General features: G+C 56.7%; 13 protein-coding genes and 2 pseudogenes. 6 read left to right on the top strand and 9 right to left on the bottom strand.

Annotated features, from left to right (window positions below):
* Window positions 1-3: 3 nt before the first annotated feature.
* The 6 genes and pseudogenes from PS2015_RS15205 to gmk all read right to left on the bottom strand — a co-directional run bounded on the left by PS2015_RS15205 (window position 4) and on the right by gmk (window position 7083).
* Entirely contained in the window at window positions 4-1287 is a 1284-nt protein-coding gene (locus tag PS2015_RS15205) for an HDOD domain-containing protein (RefSeq protein WP_058023026.1), read from the bottom strand.
* A complete protein-coding gene (gene recG, locus PS2015_RS15200) occupies window positions 1280-3370 on the bottom strand; it encodes an ATP-dependent DNA helicase RecG (protein ID WP_058023025.1) in 2091 nt (696 codons plus the stop codon). The genes PS2015_RS15205 and recG overlap by 8 nt, the downstream gene beginning before the upstream one ends.
* Before the next feature lie 27 nt (window positions 3371-3397).
* Window positions 3398-3784: a RidA family protein gene (locus PS2015_RS15195; RefSeq protein WP_058023024.1), complete on the bottom strand. Its 387-nt coding sequence runs from the start codon at window positions 3782-3784 to the stop codon at window positions 3398-3400.
* Between the two features lie 79 nt (window positions 3785-3863).
* Window positions 3864-5990, bottom strand: a pseudogene (spoT, locus tag PS2015_RS15190) (bifunctional GTP diphosphokinase/guanosine-3',5'-bis pyrophosphate 3'-pyrophosphohydrolase); the annotation flags it as partial.
* A 151-nt stretch (window positions 5991-6141) separates the two neighbouring features.
* Window positions 6142-6333: pseudogene (gene rpoZ / locus PS2015_RS16060) on the bottom strand (DNA-directed RNA polymerase subunit omega); the annotation flags it as partial.
* A gap of 114 nt (window positions 6334-6447) precedes the next feature.
* Complete coding sequence (gene gmk, locus PS2015_RS15180) at window positions 6448-7083, bottom strand: guanylate kinase (protein WP_058023023.1); 636 nt, start codon at window positions 7081-7083, stop codon at window positions 6448-6450.
* A 330-nt stretch (window positions 7084-7413) separates the two neighbouring features.
* Between gmk and katG the strand changes: the two genes are divergently transcribed.
* From katG to chrA, 4 genes are all read left to right on the top strand, one after another.
* Complete coding sequence (katG, locus tag PS2015_RS15175; protein ID WP_335338280.1) at window positions 7414-9567, top strand: catalase/peroxidase HPI; 2154 nt, start codon at window positions 7414-7416, stop codon at window positions 9565-9567.
* Between the two features lie 153 nt (window positions 9568-9720).
* Complete coding sequence (selD, locus tag PS2015_RS15170) at window positions 9721-10773, top strand: selenide, water dikinase SelD (RefSeq protein ID WP_058023021.1); 1053 nt, start codon at window positions 9721-9723, stop codon at window positions 10771-10773.
* Window positions 10757-11896 carry a tRNA 2-selenouridine(34) synthase MnmH gene (mnmH, locus tag PS2015_RS15165; RefSeq protein WP_058023020.1) on the top strand — a complete coding sequence of 380 codons (1140 nt, stop codon included), beginning with the start codon at window positions 10757-10759 and terminating at the stop codon, window positions 11894-11896. Before selD ends, mnmH begins: the two co-directional genes overlap by 17 nt.
* 27 nt (window positions 11897-11923) lie before the next feature.
* Window positions 11924-13135 carry a chromate efflux transporter gene (chrA, locus tag PS2015_RS15160; RefSeq protein ID WP_058023019.1) on the top strand — a complete coding sequence of 404 codons (1212 nt, stop codon included), beginning with the start codon at window positions 11924-11926 and terminating at the stop codon, window positions 13133-13135.
* 29 nt (window positions 13136-13164) lie between these two features.
* On the opposite strand, the gene PS2015_RS15155 is transcribed toward chrA, so the two are convergent.
* Window positions 13165-14088: an SMP-30/gluconolactonase/LRE family protein gene (locus PS2015_RS15155; RefSeq protein WP_058023018.1), complete on the bottom strand. Its 924-nt coding sequence runs from the start codon at window positions 14086-14088 to the stop codon at window positions 13165-13167.
* Between the two features lie 102 nt (window positions 14089-14190).
* On the opposite strand from PS2015_RS15155, the gene PS2015_RS15150 reads away from it, so the two are divergent.
* A complete protein-coding gene (locus PS2015_RS15150) occupies window positions 14191-14796 on the top strand; it encodes a LysE family translocator (protein ID WP_058023017.1) in 606 nt (201 codons plus the stop codon).
* Window positions 14797-14911: 115 nt separating this feature from the next.
* Here the strand turns inward: PS2015_RS15150 and PS2015_RS15145 are convergent, their stop codons facing one another.
* Window positions 14912-16057, bottom strand: a complete 1146-nt coding sequence (locus PS2015_RS15145; protein WP_058023016.1) for a peptidyl-alpha-hydroxyglycine alpha-amidating lyase family protein — start codon at window positions 16055-16057, stop codon at window positions 14912-14914.
* Window positions 16058-16239: 182 nt separating this feature from the next.
* Here PS2015_RS15145 and trxC point away from each other — a divergent pair, with 182 nt between their 5' ends.
* Window positions 16240-16674, top strand: a complete 435-nt coding sequence (gene trxC / locus PS2015_RS15140; RefSeq protein WP_058023015.1) for a thioredoxin TrxC — start codon at window positions 16240-16242, stop codon at window positions 16672-16674.
* Window positions 16675-16702: 28 nt separating this feature from the next.
* On the opposite strand, the gene PS2015_RS15135 is transcribed toward trxC, so the two are convergent.
* A complete protein-coding gene (locus PS2015_RS15135; protein WP_058023014.1) occupies window positions 16703-17578 on the bottom strand; it encodes a dienelactone hydrolase family protein in 876 nt (291 codons plus the stop codon).
* Between the last annotated feature and the right edge of the window lie 27 nt (window positions 17579-17605).

Here is a 17605-nt window from a genome sequence, read left to right as displayed (position 1 = left end):
GATTTATACGGCCATTTGATCGGCGATCAAGGCGATGTCATCAGAATTGACAATGTTCTCTATGATAGCTTCACAGCGCTCCGCCGTCAGCCCGAGCCGGGCATACAATTCATCGGGAATAGACTCCGGAGGCGCGTCACCGATGCCATGGCGGCGCAACAGACGCATGGCAATAAAGATCAGGTTGGCATAGGTACTGTGATCGCCCGTGTAGCTGGCGTCCTGCTGATAACGCAGTGCGGCACTGATTTCCTCTGGCATATTCCAGGCCTGCATCAGCCAGGCGCTGATCTGTTCGCGGCTGATACCGATCAGGTGATTCTCAACGGCCACATGGCTTATTTCCGGATTGGCTTCGATATAGCGGCAGATCAGTGTGAAATGCGGCGGAAAAGTATGTGCCAGGATCAGATAGCCGAAATTGTGTAACAAACCGGCAAGGTAGATCAGTCCTTGCTGGGGGCGTTCGCTGACAGGTATGGCGCGGGCCAGAGACTCAACGGCTGTTGAACAGTAGACGGCTTGCAGCCAGTAAGGGGTGAAGCCATAAGACTGATCCTTGGGCAGATCCACTGACCGGCCCAATACCAGGCCCACCGCCAGATTACTCACCAGATCAAACCCCAGCACTCTGACAATAGCATCCTGCACGGAGCGGATTTTTCCGGGCGCCGCATAATAGGGCGATGAGGCCCAGCTTACCACTTGTGCCGCCAGGCTGGGATCCGCTTCTACGATGCTGGTCAGCTCGCTGACCGACGCATTCGGATTGGCGCGCAGTTGCATGATGCGTTCGGCTGTTGGCGATAGCGGCGGAATCTCCAGTGTCTCATCAAGCCGTTGCCGAATACGCAGCGAGGTGAACTGTTTGATGGAGTCCGCAATGCGCTGCGAATCCTGCGAAGTTTCCGGCAGATCGCTGACTAATTGTTCTTCAGGGACAGCGATGGCCAGATGCCGGATGTGCATACCTTGTTGGTGCAGCGTGTCGCGCAGCTCTCCCAGCGTCAGGCCCTCATCTTCCACCATCAGCTCGGCGCTGCCACTCAGCTTGCTGTCTACATAAGTTGGCAGGGTAAAAAACTGCATGGATTGGCCAACGGCGGTCAGTTTTTTCATGCGACTGGCGCGCATGATTTCGTTGTCAGGCATCGGCATCAGCACGCGACCGCTGAGTGTGTGCAGCGACTTCAGGTCAAGCAGTGAGGTTCTTGGCAGGATGCATTGCGCAATTCCCTGCTCATCGTGCAGCAGCACGTTGCGCAGTTGTGTTGGTGTCTCAGACATTGCCGTAAAGTTCCCGATCGCCCAGCCAGCGATCTACCAGCGGCGCTATATGTGAAGGGTATGCATTCTCGATCTGATCTGCCGCCGATTTTACAGGATCTAGCAGGCCGGCGTCACGCGACAAATCGGCAATGCGGAAACTCATCAGACCAGTTTGTTGTGTTCCGAGCACCTGACCCGGGCCGCGTAATGCCAGATCCTGTTCGGCAATGTAAAAACCGTCCGTACTGTCGCGCATGATGCCCAGACGTTTTTTGCCCTGCATTGACAGCGGCGTCTGGTAGAGCAGCAGGCAATGGCTGGCCTTGGCTCCGCGGCCCACGCGACCCCGTAACTGGTGAAGCTGCGCCAGGCCCAGGCGCTCCGGGTTCTCGATGATCATCAGACTGGCGTTGGGTACATCCACCCCGACCTCGATGACCGTGGTTGCTACCAGAAGCTGCAGTGCGCCGGACTTGAAGTTATCCATAACGGCTGATTTTTCTGCCGGTTTCATGCGGCCATGGACCAGACCCACCGCCAGATCGGGCAGTGCCGTTTGCAATGCCTGCCAGGTGGCCTCGGCCGCCTGACACTGCAGGGCTTCGGATTCTTCGATCAGGGTGCAGACCCAGTAGGCCTGACTGCCGGACCGGCAAGCCTCGTGGATGCGGGCAATCACATCGTCGCGGCGGCTGTTGGCAATCACGACGGTGTTGACCGGTGTGCGACCGGGCGGCAGCTCGTCGATGATACTGCAATCCAGATCGGCATAGGCACTCATGGCAAGGGTGCGGGGAATCGGCGTGGCGGTCATCACTAATTGGTGTGGCAAGGTACGACCATCATTACCTTTTTCGCGCAGCGCCAGGCGTTGGTGAACACCAAAGCGGTGCTGTTCATCAATGATAATCAGGCCCAGCCTGTTAAAACGCACCTCTTCCTGAAACAGGGCGTGAGTGCCAACGGCGATGGTGATTGAGCCATCGGCCAGACCACTCATGACTCCTTGTCGCTGGCGACCCTTGACCTTGCCACTCAGCCAGCCAACCGAAATACCAAGCGGTTCCAGCCACTGACTGAAGTTCAGGAAATGCTGCTCGGCCAGAATTTCAGTCGGTGCCATAATCGCCGCCTGATAGCCGCTGTCTACTGCCTGCAACGCCGCCAGCGCGGCTACGATGGTTTTTCCAGAACCCACATCGCCCTGCAGCAGACGCAGCATGGGCTCGGACAGAGTCAGATCCTGCTGAATTTCTGCGGCGACCCGTTGCTGGGCGCCGGTCAGGCTGAAGGGCAGGCGAGCAAGAAATTTTTCGCGCAGACCCTGAGTGCGACTCAGCACCGGTGCTCGCTGGTGAGCACTTTGCTGGCGCAGCCGCCGCAGGCACAAGCGGTGACCCAGCAGCTCTTCAAACGCCAGTCGGCGCTGACAGATGTGTTCGCCATTGAGCAATTCATGCACCGCCGCATTGGCTGGTGGATGATGCAGATAGTTCAGTGCCTGTGGCAGGGACGGGAATCTGAAGCTGCGTAGAATGTCAGCCGGAAGCCAGTCGATCAGCGCGTCCGGCCTTTGCATCAGTTGCAGAGCCTGGTCGATCAGTGAACGCAAACGCACCTGCTGCAGGCCTTCGGTGGCGGGGTAGATCGGTGTCAGCGTGTCGGCGACAGCAGGCTCCTCTCCGTCGCGCAGGACCTGATATTCGGGGTGATACAATTCCAGCCCGTTTTTGCCGGACCGCACCTCGCCATAACAGCGAATTCGCCGCCCTGCTGCCAGCATGTTTTTCTGGGCCGCACTGAAGTGGAAAAAACGCAGAGAGATCAGACCGCTGCTGTCTTTGATCCGGCACACAAGGCTGCGCCGTCGACCGAACTCAATGTCGCACTGGACAATTTCGGCCTCCAACATCACATCCTGACCCAGCCGCACCCGAGCGATCGGGGCGATGCGGGTGCGATCCTGATAGCGTAGCGGCAGATGGAATAGCAGGTCCTGGACCGTGTGGATATGCAGCGCCGCCAGCCTTTCTACCAGTCTGGGTCCCACGCCCTTCAGCGTGGAGACGGGCAGATCGCTGAGGGCTGAGGTCTCTGGCATGATCGGACAGTCCGCTGGCCGGGGTGTTTAATCAAGCTGCATGATGGCTTCGATTTCAACTTTCACATTGCGGGGCAGGGCAGACACTTCAATCGTCGCACGGGCCGGGTAGGGTTGCTGAAAGTAGTCCTGCATTACCGAGTTAACAACCGCGAAATTACCCAGGTCGGTCATGTAGATGGTCAGTTTTACGCAGTCATCCAGCGTACCACCGGCCTCAGCGGCCACCGCTGCCAGGTTGTCCATGACCCGACGTGCCTGTGCCTCGATATCGTCAGATACAACTTCCATCGTGGCCGGATCCAGCGGAATCTGTCCGGACATAAAGACCAGGTTACCCGCTTTAACCGCCTGTGAATAAGGACCAATGGCGGCCGGTGCCCGCGGGGACGAAATGATTTCTTTTTCAGCCATGAACATCACCTGAGTTTGGAGATTGGCGCAGCAATGAATCCGGCGCAATGCTGCTCTTGATGGGTTTGACCAGCTTTTTACTCTTCACGCGCGCCACCCGGGTGACCGGTTTGATCAGGCGGATATGCTTCATCACTCGTGCCAGATGGACGCGGTTTTTCACGGTCAGCAGCAGGTTCACAATACTGAAGCGGGCATCGCGCTCGACGGTACTGATGCGCTCGATATTCGCCTCTTTACTGGTGATGGCAGTGGCCAGCTTGGCGATGATGCCGCGTTCGTTCTCCAGCTCGACCCGGATCTCCACGGCAAACTCGCCTTTGACATCAGGATCCCAGCGTACCGGTACCACCTTGTCGGGTTGATGGCGGATTTCAGCAATGTTGTTGCAGCTTTCGGTGTGAATCACCATGCCGCGGCCAGAGCTGATGTGGCCAACAATCGGGTCGCCGGGAATCGGGTAGCAGCACTTGGCAAAACTCATCACCATGCCTTCCGAACCGCGAATGGCCAGTGACGATTGGCGTGCTTCTTTTTTGGATTTGGGTGTCGCCACCACCGGTTCATCGGGCAGCAGTTTCTGTGCCACCAGATGGGCCATGCGATTGCCCAGGCCGATATCGCTGAGCACGTCGTCCAGCGACTCGATGTTGAACTCAGTCAGCATGGGCTGTATCTGTTCGGAGCTGAGCTTGTCGATTTGAGTGCCATGGCCGGCCAGAATCTTGTTCAGCAGACGTCGGCCCAGGGCAATGGATTCGGACTGGCGCTGATGCTTGAGGAAATGACGGATGTTGCTGCGTGCCTTGCCGGTGACCACAAAACTCAGCCAGGCTGGATTGGGCTGGGCGCCCGGCGTTGTAATGATTTCCACAGTCTGGCCGCTTTCCAATGGTTCGCTTAGCGGGGCCAGACGGCGACTGATGCGGCAGGCTACGCAGGAGTTGCCGACATCGGTGTGCACCGCATAGGCAAAATCTACGGCGGTAGACCCGGCGGGCAGCTCCATAATGCGTCCCTTGGGCGTAAATACATAGATTTCGTCCGGGAACAGATCGATCTTCACATTTTCGATAAATTCCAGCGAGTTACCGGCGTTTTTCTGCATCTCCAGCAGGCCATTGATCCACTGACGTGCCCGGATATGAGCGTTGCTGGGCGTGTCATCAGAGGACTTGTAGAGCCAATGGGCGGCAATGCCGTTGTTGGCCATGGCCTCCATTTCTTCCGTGCGAATCTGGATTTCGATGGGTACGCCATGCATGCCGAACAGCGTGGTATGCAGTGACTGGTAACCATTGGCCTTGGGGATGGCAATATAGTCTTTGAAACGACCGGGAACAGGCTTGAACAGGTTGTGAACAGCGCCTAACACCCGGTAACAGGTGTCCACTGAGTCGACCACAATGCGGAAGGCGTAAACATCCATGATTTCCGAGAAGGATTTGCGCTTGCTGCGCATTTTTTCGTAAATACTGTATAGATGTTTTTCGCGGCCGAACACCCGTGCCGGCATACCTTCGCGCTCAAGACAGGCTTCAATGGCACTTTGAATCTGTTTGACTATTTCACGGCGATTGCCGCGCACCGCCTTGACCGCGGCGTCGATTCGACGGGCCCGCATGGGGTACAAGGCCTGGAAACCCAGCTCTTCGAATTCCACGCGCACGGCGTGCATGCCCAGACGGTTGGCGATGGGGGCATAGATATCCAGGGTTTCCTTGGCAATGCGGCGGCGCTTGTCCGGCGAGAGCACGTCCAGCGTGCGCATATTGTGAAGGCGGTCAGCCAGTTTCACCAGGATGACACGCAGGTCGCGCGCCATGGCCAGCGCCATTTTCTGGAAGTTCTCGGCCTGCGCCTCCGCGTGACTGCTGAAATGAATCTTATTCAGCTTGCTCACGCCATCAACCATTTCTGCTACGGTTTCGCCAAACTGTGATTTAACGGCGGTTTTACTGATGCCGGTATCTTCAATCACGTCATGCAGCATGGCCGCCATCAGACTCTGATGATCCATGTGCATGTCGCTGAGAATGCCGGCAACGGCCAGGGGGTGCGTTACATAAGGTTCGCCGCTGCGGCGGAACTGACCGTCGTGCGCCTGCTCTGCGTAAAAGTAGGCGCGGCGCACATGGTTAACCTGATCAGGGGCCAGATAGCCAGAGAGGCTGCTGGCAAGAGAGTCGATTGTAGTTAATGACACAAGCCGACTCCTGAGTGATTTACTCGTCGTCGTTCATGGGTTCATCGGCAACGCCTTCGGCGTCTGGATCAGCAATGATGGCACCCATCATGGCGGCCGTGGCATCCAGCTCTGCAGCGGGAATTTCCCGGGACGGCGCGGCGCGGGCCAGCAGGATGCTGCGATCGACGTGGCCTTCAGCAATCTCGCGCAGGGCAATGACCGTGGGTTTGTCGTTGTCTTCCGGCACCATTGGGTCTTTACCGCCGGTCTGCAGCTGGCGAGCACGTTTGCTGGAAATCATTACCAGTTGGAAGCGATTGTCGACCTTGTCCAGGCAATCTTCGACAGTAATTCGAGCCATAATCATCAACCTGCAATTACAAAATTGGGGGAACTTACTCAGAAAGACCGGGTATGATACTGAATTCATACACAGTTTGCATGCAAAATCCGTTAAAAGTCCGCTAAAAATCTGTTAAAGAGGCGCCTGATTGTCTTGCAGCAGACTGCCCAGCAGGTCGCTGTTGTTCTGCTGTTGCTGTGCCTGCAGCAATCGCACGGAGCGGAAAATGGCGCGCAGGTCGTCCAGCGCCCGATCAAATTCATCATTGATGATCAGATAATCGGCTTCATGGTAGTGGGAGATTTCGTCCCGCGCCTGCTGCATGCGGCGGGCAATGACTTCCGCATCGTCCTGACCCCGCCCGGTCAGGCGCTGCTGCAGGGTGTCAAGCGAGGGCGGCAGTATAAAAATACTTTTTACCGGAGACAGTTTTTGACGCACCTGAGCAGCACCCTGCCAGTCGATCTCCAGAATCACATCCTTGCCGGCATCCAGTTGCTGCTTTACCCAGTCGCCCGATGTGCCATACAGATTGCCAAACACCTCGGCAGATTCCAGAAACACACCCTTATCACGCATGTCGACAAAGGTATCCCGGTCAACAAAGTGATAATTCACCCCATCCTGCTCGCCGGGCCGCATGGTGCGGGTGGTGTGCGACACAGACACACAGGTACGCGGGTCATTGTCGGCCAGCAGTGCGTTCACCAGGCTGGTTTTGCCGGCGCCGGAGGGAGCGGAAATTGTAAACAGGGTGCCTTGGGCCATAAAGATAGAGTCTGCCTGAGTGGTCTGTACTGCCGTCGGAAGAGACTGCGGACTGAACTATAGTCAAAGCGTCCTCGGGTGTCCACTCTGCTACAAGCGCTACGGAGATGACCGAAGACTTGCATATTCATATTAGTTATTTTCAATCATAACGTGAAAAATAATCAATTATACATATCGCCCGATATCTACCTAAGATGAGGTGTTGTATGAAGAGAACCGCTTTAGCGATTCAAAATCAAAGAGAGTAATCCATTATAGGGGTGAACAATGTTCAGAAAAAAAACACTTTCGTTGGTCGTTGCGGCCGCACTGGCGTCTTCCGCCGCCATGATGCCTGCCAGCGCCCAGAACGACGGCATGACAATCCACAACTGGTGGCCGGATATGCTGGATCTGCGTCCTCTGCGTCAGCATGCACCACAATCCAATCCACTGGGTGAAGATTTCGACTACGCCGAAGCCTTCTCTCAGATCGATCTCGATCAACTGAAATCCGAAATCGCCGACATAATGACCAGCTCCCAGGACTGGTGGCCGGCAGACTATGGTCACTATGGTCCCTTCTTCATCCGTATGGCCTGGCACAGTGCCGGTACTTACCGTGAAGCTGATGGCCGTGGTGGTGCAGGCGGCGGTCAGCAACGTTTTGAGCCGCTCAACAGCTGGCCGGATAATGCTAACCTGGATAAGGCCCGTCGCCTGTTGTGGCCAATCAAACAGAAATACGGCGCCAGCCTGTCCTGGGCCGACCTGATGGTGCTGACTGGTAACGTGGCACTGGAGGACATGGGTTTCCAGACTTTCGGCTTTGCCGGTGGTCGTGAAGATGACTGGGAACCCGATATGGTTTACTGGGGTCCGGAAAGCGAGTGGCTGGCCGATGAGCGCTACTCTGGTGAGCGTCAACTGGACAACCCTCTGGCAGCGGTGCAGATGGGTCTGATTTATGTAAACCCGGAAGGCCCCAACGGAGTACCTGATCCGCAACTGGCGGCTCACGATATCCGTGAAACCTTTGGCCGTATGGCCATGAATGACGAAGAAACAGTTGCCCTGATTGCCGGTGGTCATACCTTTGGTAAGACACACGGCGCCGTTTCTGCTGACTGCATCGGCGCAGAGCCGGCCGCAGCAGGTGTTGAAGAGCAGGGTTTTGGCTGGACCAGTGAGTGTGGCACCGGCAATGCCGGCGACACGATCACTAGTGGTCTGGAAGGTGCGTGGACAGTCACGCCTGCCCAATGGTCGCAAAACTTCTTCCAGAACCTGTTTGGCTATGAGTGGGAGCAGACCCGCAGCCCGGCCGGCGCCATTCAGTGGCAGCCTGCAGGTGGCGCTGGCGCTAATCTGGTGCCGGATGCACACGACCCTAACAAGCGCCACGCGCCAATGATGCTGACCACGGACCTGTCGCTGAAGGAAGATCCGATCTACCGCGAAATCTCCATGCGCTTTATGGAAAATCCGGCTGAGTTCGAAGATGCCTTCGCCCGTGCCTGGTTCAAATTGACGCACCGTGACATGGGTCCGCGCGCTCGCTACGTGGGCAACGATGTGCCGGAAGAAGTATTGTCCTGGCAGGATCCGATTCCTGAAGTCGATTATCAGACAATCAATGCCCGTGACATCCGCGCGCTGAAGTCTGACATCCTTGACTCAGGTCTGACTGTCCCGGAACTGGTGCGGACTGCCTGGGCGGCAGCGGCCAGCTACCGTGGTTCCGATATGCGTGGCGGTGCCAATGGCGGCCGTCTGCGCCTGGCTCCGCAGAACGAGTGGGAAGTCAACAACCCGCAAGAGCTGAATAAGGTGCTGACTGCACTGGAAGGTATCCAGAACGACTTCAACAGCTCAAACCGTCGTCGTCAGGTCTCCATGGCTGACCTGATTGTACTGGGCGGCGCGGCTGCGATTGAAAAAGCAGCGGCGGATGCCGGCTACAACGTAGAAGTACCGTTCACGCCTGGCCGTGCCGATGCTACTCAGGAAATGACAGACGTTGCTTCGTTCTCGGTGCTGGAGCCGCGTGCTGACGGTTTCCGTAACTACTTTGGACCGCGCGCCTACATGTCACCGGCTGAGATGCTGGTCGACAAGGCTAACCTGTTGACCCTGACTGTGCCGGAAATGACTGTGCTGGTTGGTGGTATGCGAGCGCTTGACGCAAACACTGGTGGTGCGAAGCACGGTGTGTTCACTGACCGCCCCGGACAACTGAGCAACGACTTCTTTGTCAATCTGCTGGATATGTCCACGGCCTGGGAGAAGTCTTCCACTGAAGGTCTGTACAATGGCGTTGATCGCGCCAGCGGCCAGCTCAAGTGGACAGCGACACCGGTTGATCTGGCCTTCGGCTCCAACACTGAGCTGCGTGCAGTTGCGGAGTTCTATGCAGCAGCTGATGGTGAAGAGCGCTTTGTTAATGACTTTGTGGCCGCCTGGTCCAAGGTCATGAAGCTGGATCGTTTTGATCTGATGTAAGCTCTATTGACCAGCATTTATGCTGGTTGTGTAAAAACAAACCCCGGGTCTGAGAAGATCCGGGGTTTTTTATTTCTGATCAACGAACTGCAGGGCCTGTTATTCTCAAGCTCGCTGTTATAATGCGCACACACACGCTAATCGAGGTGAACTATGACCGACACGCCCGTCCGCCTGACCGCCTATAGCCATGGCGCTGGTTGCGGCTGCAAAATAGCGCCGGCAGTACTCGATCGTATTCTGGCAACACAGCGTCAGTTTGCAGCCGATCCTGCTTTACTGGTTGGCAACAGCAGCAAAGACGATGCGGCTGCCTATGACATTGGCAATGGTCAGGTCATTCTCAGCACCACCGATTTTTTCATGCCCATCGCGGATGATCCGTTTGATTTCGGACGCATCGCTGCCACCAATGCCATCAGTGATATATATGCGATGGGCGGGCGGCCCCTGATGGCCATCGCCATTTTGGGCTGGCCCATCAATGTCCTGAGTGCGGAGGTGGCCGGGCAGGTGGTAGACGGCGGGCGTCAGGCCTGTTCGGATGCGGGCATTGTGCTGGCCGGCGGGCACAGTATCGACTGCCCAGAGCCGGTCTTTGGTCTGGCCGTCACCGGTCTGGTCGATAAAGCCAAACTGAAGCAGAACAACACCGCGCAGACAGGGGATCTGCTGTATCTGAGTAAACCGCTGGGTGTGGGTGTGCTCACCACGGCGCAAAAGCAGGGCAAATTAAAGCCCGAACACAGTACGTTGGCACGGGATGTCATGTGCCAGCTTAATCGCGCCGGCATGGCACTTGCTGATGTGCCAGGTGTCACAGCCATTACCGATGTGACAGGTTTTGGATTGATGGGGCATCTGGTAGAGATGTGTGAAGGCAGCGGCGTGGATGCAGAGCTGGACATTGACGCCGTACCCGCGCTGGCACCAATCGCCGACTATATAGCGCTGGGCTGCATTCCTGGTGGTACCGGGCGCAATTTTGACAGCTATGGCAGCAAGCTGGCATCAATAACAGATGCACAAAAAGCCTTGCTCTGTGACCCGCAAACCAGCGGTGGGTTGCTGATTGCCGTGCGGCCGGATGCGGCGGCTGCAGTAGAACAGCTGCTGGCTGCGCATGGAGTGGCGCCAGCCCTTATTCATCCGATTGGTGAACTGTCCGCAACCCGCAAAGAGGCTGTACGTGTCCGATTCCGATAAAAATCGTCCTGACACGGACAACTATTTACAACTATTTTTGAACGAAAAACCATTAATAGATACGCGTGCCCCTGTTGAGTTTGGCCGCGGTGCTTTCCCCAGTGCGGTAAATCTGCCATTGATGACCGACGATGAACGGACAGCCGTGGGTACTTGTTACAAAGAGCAGGGTCAACAGGCGGCAATCGACTTGGGCCATCAGTTAGTTTATGGCGATACAAAAGCGCAGCGGGTTGCCGCCTGGTCAGAATTTGCCCGCCAGCATCCGCAGGGCTATCTGTATTGTTTTCGTGGCGGACTTCGCTCACAGATTTGCCAGCAGTGGCTGCGTGAAGCAGGTGTCGACTACCCGCGAGTGATTGGCGGCTATAAGGCGATGCGCCAGTTCCTGCTGACCGAGCTGAATAAATTGTGTCAGCAGGCACCTTTTATAATACTGGCCGGACACACCGGCGCGGCAAAAACCGAATTGCTGACACATGTTGCGCAAGCCGTCGACCTGGAAGGTCATGCCAATCATCGTGGCAGTGCATTTGGCAAGCGACCGGATGGCCAGCCCTCGCAAATAGATTTTGAGAATGCAGTCATTATTGACATGATCAGAAAGCACCACAGTCTGCCGGACAAGTCGATTGTCCTGGAGGATGAAAGCCGCCTGATCGGTCGTTGCTCCCTGCCACCGGAATTGCGCGCAGCCATGGCAAAGGCGCCCGTGATTCTTCTGGAAAGCTCTCTTGAAGAGCGTGTTGAGCATTCATGGGAAAATTACATTGTTCGCAAGTCGGACGAATGGCGGGCTCACCTGCACATCACCGATGCAAAGTCCGGAACAGAGTTAAACACAACGGATCAGGCATTTGCCTGTTTCGTGGACGATTTACAGGATTCCCTGTGGCGTATTCGCAAACGCCTGGGCGGTGAACGTTATGCGCAGATCCGAGCCATGATGGATGAGGCCATAGACGCGCACCGGCGCGGCGATCCGGGGCAGCACCGCGGCTGGATTCGCAGCCTGCTGCAGGATTACTACGACCCGATGTACCACTGGCAGTGGCAGCAACATGATGCCCGGGTGATGTTTCGGGGCAATCGACAGGCTGTGTTAGACTTCCTGAGTCAATAAATCCTGCAAGCCAGTGGGCCTGAGTTTATGCCAGATACACCCGCGCAGCCGACACCCTCAACTTTCAGCATCTTTCGCATATTTCTGGCGCTGGGGCTGACCAGTTTCGGTGGCCCGGTGGCACACCTCGGTTATTTCCGAAATGAGTTCGTGACGCGCCGTCAGTGGCTGAGCGAGCGAAGTTACGCGGACCTGGTGGCGCTGTGTCAGTTTCTGCCCGGCCCGGCCAGCAGTCAGGTGGGACTGGCGCTGGGTATGTCGCAAGCCGGTTATCGCGGTGCTGCCGCCGCGTGGTTGGGGTTCACCTTACCGTCGGCGCTGGTTTTAATGGCTTTGGCCGTTGGCATTGCCGGCTTTGGCCAGCAACTGAATGCGGGTCTACTAAGTGGTTTGAAAATTGCTGCCGTGGCCGTCGTGGCCCAGGCGGTCTGGGGCATGGCGCGCAATCTTTGTCCGGATACTCCACGTGTCACACTCATGACGATTGCTACCTGCCTGGTGCTCGCCAGCCCTTCGGCCTGGGGGCAGGTGGTGGTGATCCTGGTTGCGGGTCTGACAGGTCTGTGGCTGTTCAAGCCAGCAGCAGACAATGAAAACCATGATGTTATACCGGTCACAATCAGTCGCCGGGTTGGCGTGTTCTGGTTGCTGATGTTTTTTGCTCTGCTTATTGCTTTACCACTGCTGGCAACGGTCTGGCCTTCACAGGGTATGGCCATGGTGGATGCGTTTTATCGGGCCGGTTCGTTGGTATTTGGTGGCGGCCATGTGGTGCTGCCATTGCTGCAGGCAGAAGTGGTGCCGACGGGCTGGGTTGATAATGACATGTTTCTGGCCGGTTATGGTGCGGCCCAGGCTGTTCCGGGTCCATTGTTCACCTTTGCGGCTTTTCTGGGCTCCGCCATGAATCAGGCACCCACAGCCTGGCTGGGGGGGCTGATCTGCTTGCTGGCGATCTTTGCGCCGTCTTTTTTGTTGATTGCCGGCGCATTGCCATTCTGGGAGCAGTTGCGTCGCAATTCACGCATGCAGGCAGCACTGATGGGCGTTAATGCCGCTGTGGTGGGGTTGCTGCTGGCTGCGCTTTACGATCCGGTCTGGACCAGCGCCATCACGGATTCCCTGGACTTTGCCCTGGCTGTGCTGGCGCTTGTCGCCCTGACGTTCTGGCGCCTGCCATCCTGGCTGGTGGTGCTTTTGTGTGCCGTGGCGGGATGGGTGTCGGGTCTGCTTTTCTGACAAGACCCGGGTCACCCATTTTATCCCGATTAATCCAGCGGCAGAAATCCCAGTGCATTGTTGTTGTTCATGGGAATGACAATCTGGTTCTGTACCGAGTCGTAGCAAATGGATGCGGCGCTGGGGATGCCTACCGCGATCACTTCCGCATCCTGACCAGGACGGATGCGGGAAATGCTGCCGAAGCGCACACTGCTGACATACTTGGTACCGTCTTCGGTAATGACGACGCCGTCATTGCCGCTTTCTGCCGCATATTCGGTGCGCAGCAGATTGCCATTCGGGTCAAAGGTCATCACGTGATTATTGCCCACGTTAACCACAACGACATTGCCATCATTGTCTACTGCCACGCCGTTCGGGGCCATCAACGGGGCGCCTTCTGCAATCACAGAGATATCACCATCGGCAGTCACTTTATAAAGCCGTTGTGGCTCACGAGTATTGGAGGCATAGACGGTGCCGTCATCCGCGACGCCAATCCCGTTTAGCAGGCTGGCACCGGCATCGGCCAGAGAATGTGCGCGTAAAGGTTGACCACTGGCCAGATCAAACAGGCGAATATGGTCCATGTCGACCACATACAGCACGCCATTTTTAATGGCACTGCCCAGCGGATGATTGAGCTCCAGGCCGTTGCGATCATTGCCGATCCATTTGGCCGTATGCACGCTGCCATCAGGGTTGATCAGTGATACGTAACCATCGTTTGGCTCCATGTTTTGCGCGACGCCGGCATTCATGGCCAAAATCAGGTTGCGTTCAGGATCGAAAGTGCAGCTTTCTGCAAAGCGGAAGCTGCCAAAGACTTTCACGTTATCAGACATGGGCGTGGCTACACCGGACTCGTTCACAGTACCCAAGGGTTCGCCGGCCCGAAAAGACCCGGTCTGTGCGGCGGCTGCGGTGCAGCCTGCCAGCGTGATGGCGGCGATCAAATAACGGATGGTCATAAGCAATTCTCCTGAATCCGGACAGCCTGTATACTGCGTCCAATCGTTGAAAGACGGGACAGTTTACCCGATTGAAGTCTCCCTGACACAGGTGTCACCGCCATTAGCACGCAATTCATCGTTTCCGTTTTTATCTTTGCTCTGACGGCCGCTATTACACCCGGACCCAACAATGTGATGCTCATGAGTTCCGGCGTCAATTTTGGGTTCCGGCGCAGTGTGCCCTTGTTGCTGGGGGTGTGTATTGGCTTTCCGGCCATGTTCCTCGCGGTGGGTTTTGGGCTGGGCACGGTGTTTCAGCAGTCGCCGCGCCTGCACGAAATCATCAGTGTTGTGGGCATAAGCTACCTGCTGTACCTGGCCTGGCGCATTGCACGTTCCGGTGAGCCGGAAAAAGCCCGCAACATCAAGCCACTGACCTTTCTGCAGTCGGCAGCATTTCAGTGGGTGAACCCCAAAGCCTGGGTGATGGCCACCGGAGCGATTGCCGCTTTTACCACCAGTGATGGGGATATTTATGCGCAGGTCATTAATATCGCGATGATCTTTGTCACGGCGTCTATTCCCAGTGCGCTGACCTGGCTGTTTTTTGGTCTGGGGCTTCAGAATCTGCTGTCTGACCCGGTGCGCTTGAGGCAGTTTAATTATCTGATGGCAGCGTTGCTGGTCTTATCCATGCTGCCGGTCATTCTGGATTTGCTGCAATAAAAAACGGCGCATCCGGTAAAGGATGCGCCGTCTCTGAATGCCCAGTACCGTTCGCGATGGATCGGTGCCGCTTATGGCAGATTCGATCGCTGCTGCACTAAATTGTGCGGCAGTATCAGTGCTGCGGGAAGTTATCCGGCAACAGGCGCGGGATAAACTTGGTCATGCCCTGCACCGGGCCCACTTCACCCGCGTAGATATTGCCGTTGCGATCAACGGTCACACCTTCACCCATTGCACCGATGCCGCCCATGCCAGTGGGCCGCTCAGACATGTGCTCCGGAATGTAGTACCACACATCGCCGGTTTTGGCGCTGCCGATACGCATCCCTTTGCGCCAGCCCGGGTTGTAGTTGCTGTCTGATTCGGAGTCGATGGCGTACAGCACATCATTCTCGTCAATAAACAGTCCGCTAATGCGGCTGAACTGATACCAGGTGTCCAGATGGTTGCCGTCCTGGTCAAAAATCTGGATACGACGGTTGCCCCGGTCGGCGGCAAATATACGGCCTTGTGAGTCCATGGCCAGTGCGTGCGGGGATCGCATTTCGCCTTCGCCATATCCCCAGGTGCCCCAGCTCTTCACGAATGTGCCATCTGGCGCAAACTTGGAGATACGGCTCATGGCGGCCGGGCCTTGCTCGTCCATAAACTGGGCGCTGTGGGTTTCAGACACAAAAATGTGTCCATCCGGAGCAACCAGCACGTCATTCGGCTCGGTAAAATGGGTGGGCGGGTTGCCGGCTTCACCGGGTGTTCCCAGGACCATCAGCACTTCGCCTTCCGGACTGAATTTAACGACCTGATTGCCGCCGCTGATATTCGGGTTCTGTGCCAGTTCCTGGGCGTTGGGCAGGCGGGCATCGGCAATCCAGATATTGCCTTCGTGGTCGACTTCAATGCCATGTGGCCAGACTATGACGCCGGCACCAAAGCTCTGTACCACGTTGCCGTCCGGATCCAGCTTGACGATAGGATCGACGTCGGACAGTGCACAGGAGTTGGTGCCACAGCGGTCACCGGCCCAGACATGGATGCCGTCAATATCAACGTGCACAGCGCTCACCGAACCCCAATTGCGGTTATCCGGCAGTGTGCCCCAATCGCGAACGGTTTCGTAAGGATTCGGCAGGTTGTTGATGGGTGTGACATCGGCATGTTCTGCCGGCCCTGTGGCGCCGCGCTGGGCCAGCGCGCCGGTGGATGCGACAGACAGCACAGCCGCCGTCAGCAGGCCGGTAAACAGGCGGGTTCTTTTCATTCCTCAGTCTCCTTGTTGTGAATTACAGCTGGAATTCTGCGCCGAGTATGCGGCAATCAAAAACACAGAAAATGTACTTTACGTGAAGTCTTGTCAAGATAAACCGGAGGTACAGACGGGGCTTGTAATGCAGGCGAGAGCCCATACATTATCAAGCAATCACTACTGTGGGGGAATCCCGTATGTCACAGAACCCTGTCACGCTTGCCTGCCCGTCCTGTCATCGCAAGAACCGCCTGCCTGCAGAGCGCTTGACCGATGTCAGTCGCTGCGGGGCCTGTAAATCGCCACTCTTCACCGGCCATCCGCTGTCTCTGGATCAAACTGCCTTCAGCGCGCACAGCCAGGTGGATCTGCCTTTGGTGGTTGATTTCTGGGCATCCTGGTGCGGACCCTGCCGACAGTTTGCGCCGGTGTTTGAGCAGACGGCGGTCGCCATGGAGCCACATGTCCGTTTCGGCAAAATCAATACTGAAGAGCAACAACAACTGGCCGCCCGGTTTGCTATTCGCAGCATACCGACGCTGATGATTTTCAGGGCAGGCAAGGAGGTGGCGCGATTGTCAGGTGCGTTGCCAGCGCAGCAGTTCAGGCAGTGGGTCAGCCAGCATATGTAAGTACTGACTGACCCAGTAAGATTTGCAATTAGAGAGCTGTCTCGAATATGGCCAGCATTCGGCCCCAGGCGCGCTCGGCCTGTTCTTCATGATAGACCGCTGAGTCAATCACACACCAGCCGTGCATGGCACCTTCATAGACTTCAACTTCGGCAGGCACATTGGCGGCGGCAAAGGCGGCACGCAAAATCTCTTTGGATTCGGGGTCGCGTTCGTCATCATTGGCTGCCACAGCAATCAGCATATGGGCATCCATTTGCGGAATGCCCAGGTGCGGGCTATCCGGATTGTCAGTCGTCAGGCCACCGCCGTGGAAAGATCCGCCAGCGCCTATTCGCTCGGGCAGCGCGGCTGCAGTGCGCATCACAATCGGACCGCCCATGCAGTAACCCATGGTGCCGATTTTGCGGTTGGTATCCACCGGCCCCTGCTGATCCAGCCAGCTCACGAAGGCCTGCGCATCGCTGACATGGGTGCGCGCATTCAGTTGACCGGCCATGGGCATGACGATGCTGCGGATATCCGGATCCTGGAAGCTAGCTCCTTCAGGAACGACAGGCGACGGCGCGCTGCGGTAGAAGGGGTTGACCACCAGCACGGCATAACCGGACTGTGCCAGGCGCTTGCCCATTTCGCGGAAGGCCGGGCGCAGACCCAGAATGTCAGGCCACATCAGCACGGCCGGTGCGCGGCGACCCATGGGATGGACAAAATAACAGTCGGCCACGCCATCGGGGGTGGTAATGGTGACATCCATCTCCATGACGTCCTGCGCGTTGGCAACCGGCGGCAATATGGCCATAGCGGCTGCGCCGGCGGTCAGCTTGCCGAACTGACGACGTGAGAGTTGTCCACTCTTTTTCAGAAATTCAATATCATCTTCCAGGGTATGCTGGTCACACATTGTTATTCTCCTGATTGGCGGGATCGA

This window comes from Pseudohongiella spirulinae (genome assembly GCF_001444425.1).
In the GTDB taxonomy this organism is placed as follows: domain Bacteria; phylum Pseudomonadota; class Gammaproteobacteria; order Pseudomonadales; family Pseudohongiellaceae; genus Pseudohongiella; species Pseudohongiella spirulinae.
The sequence above is the reverse complement of the archived record's forward strand: the minus strand, read 5'-3'. Positions and strand labels throughout refer to the sequence as shown.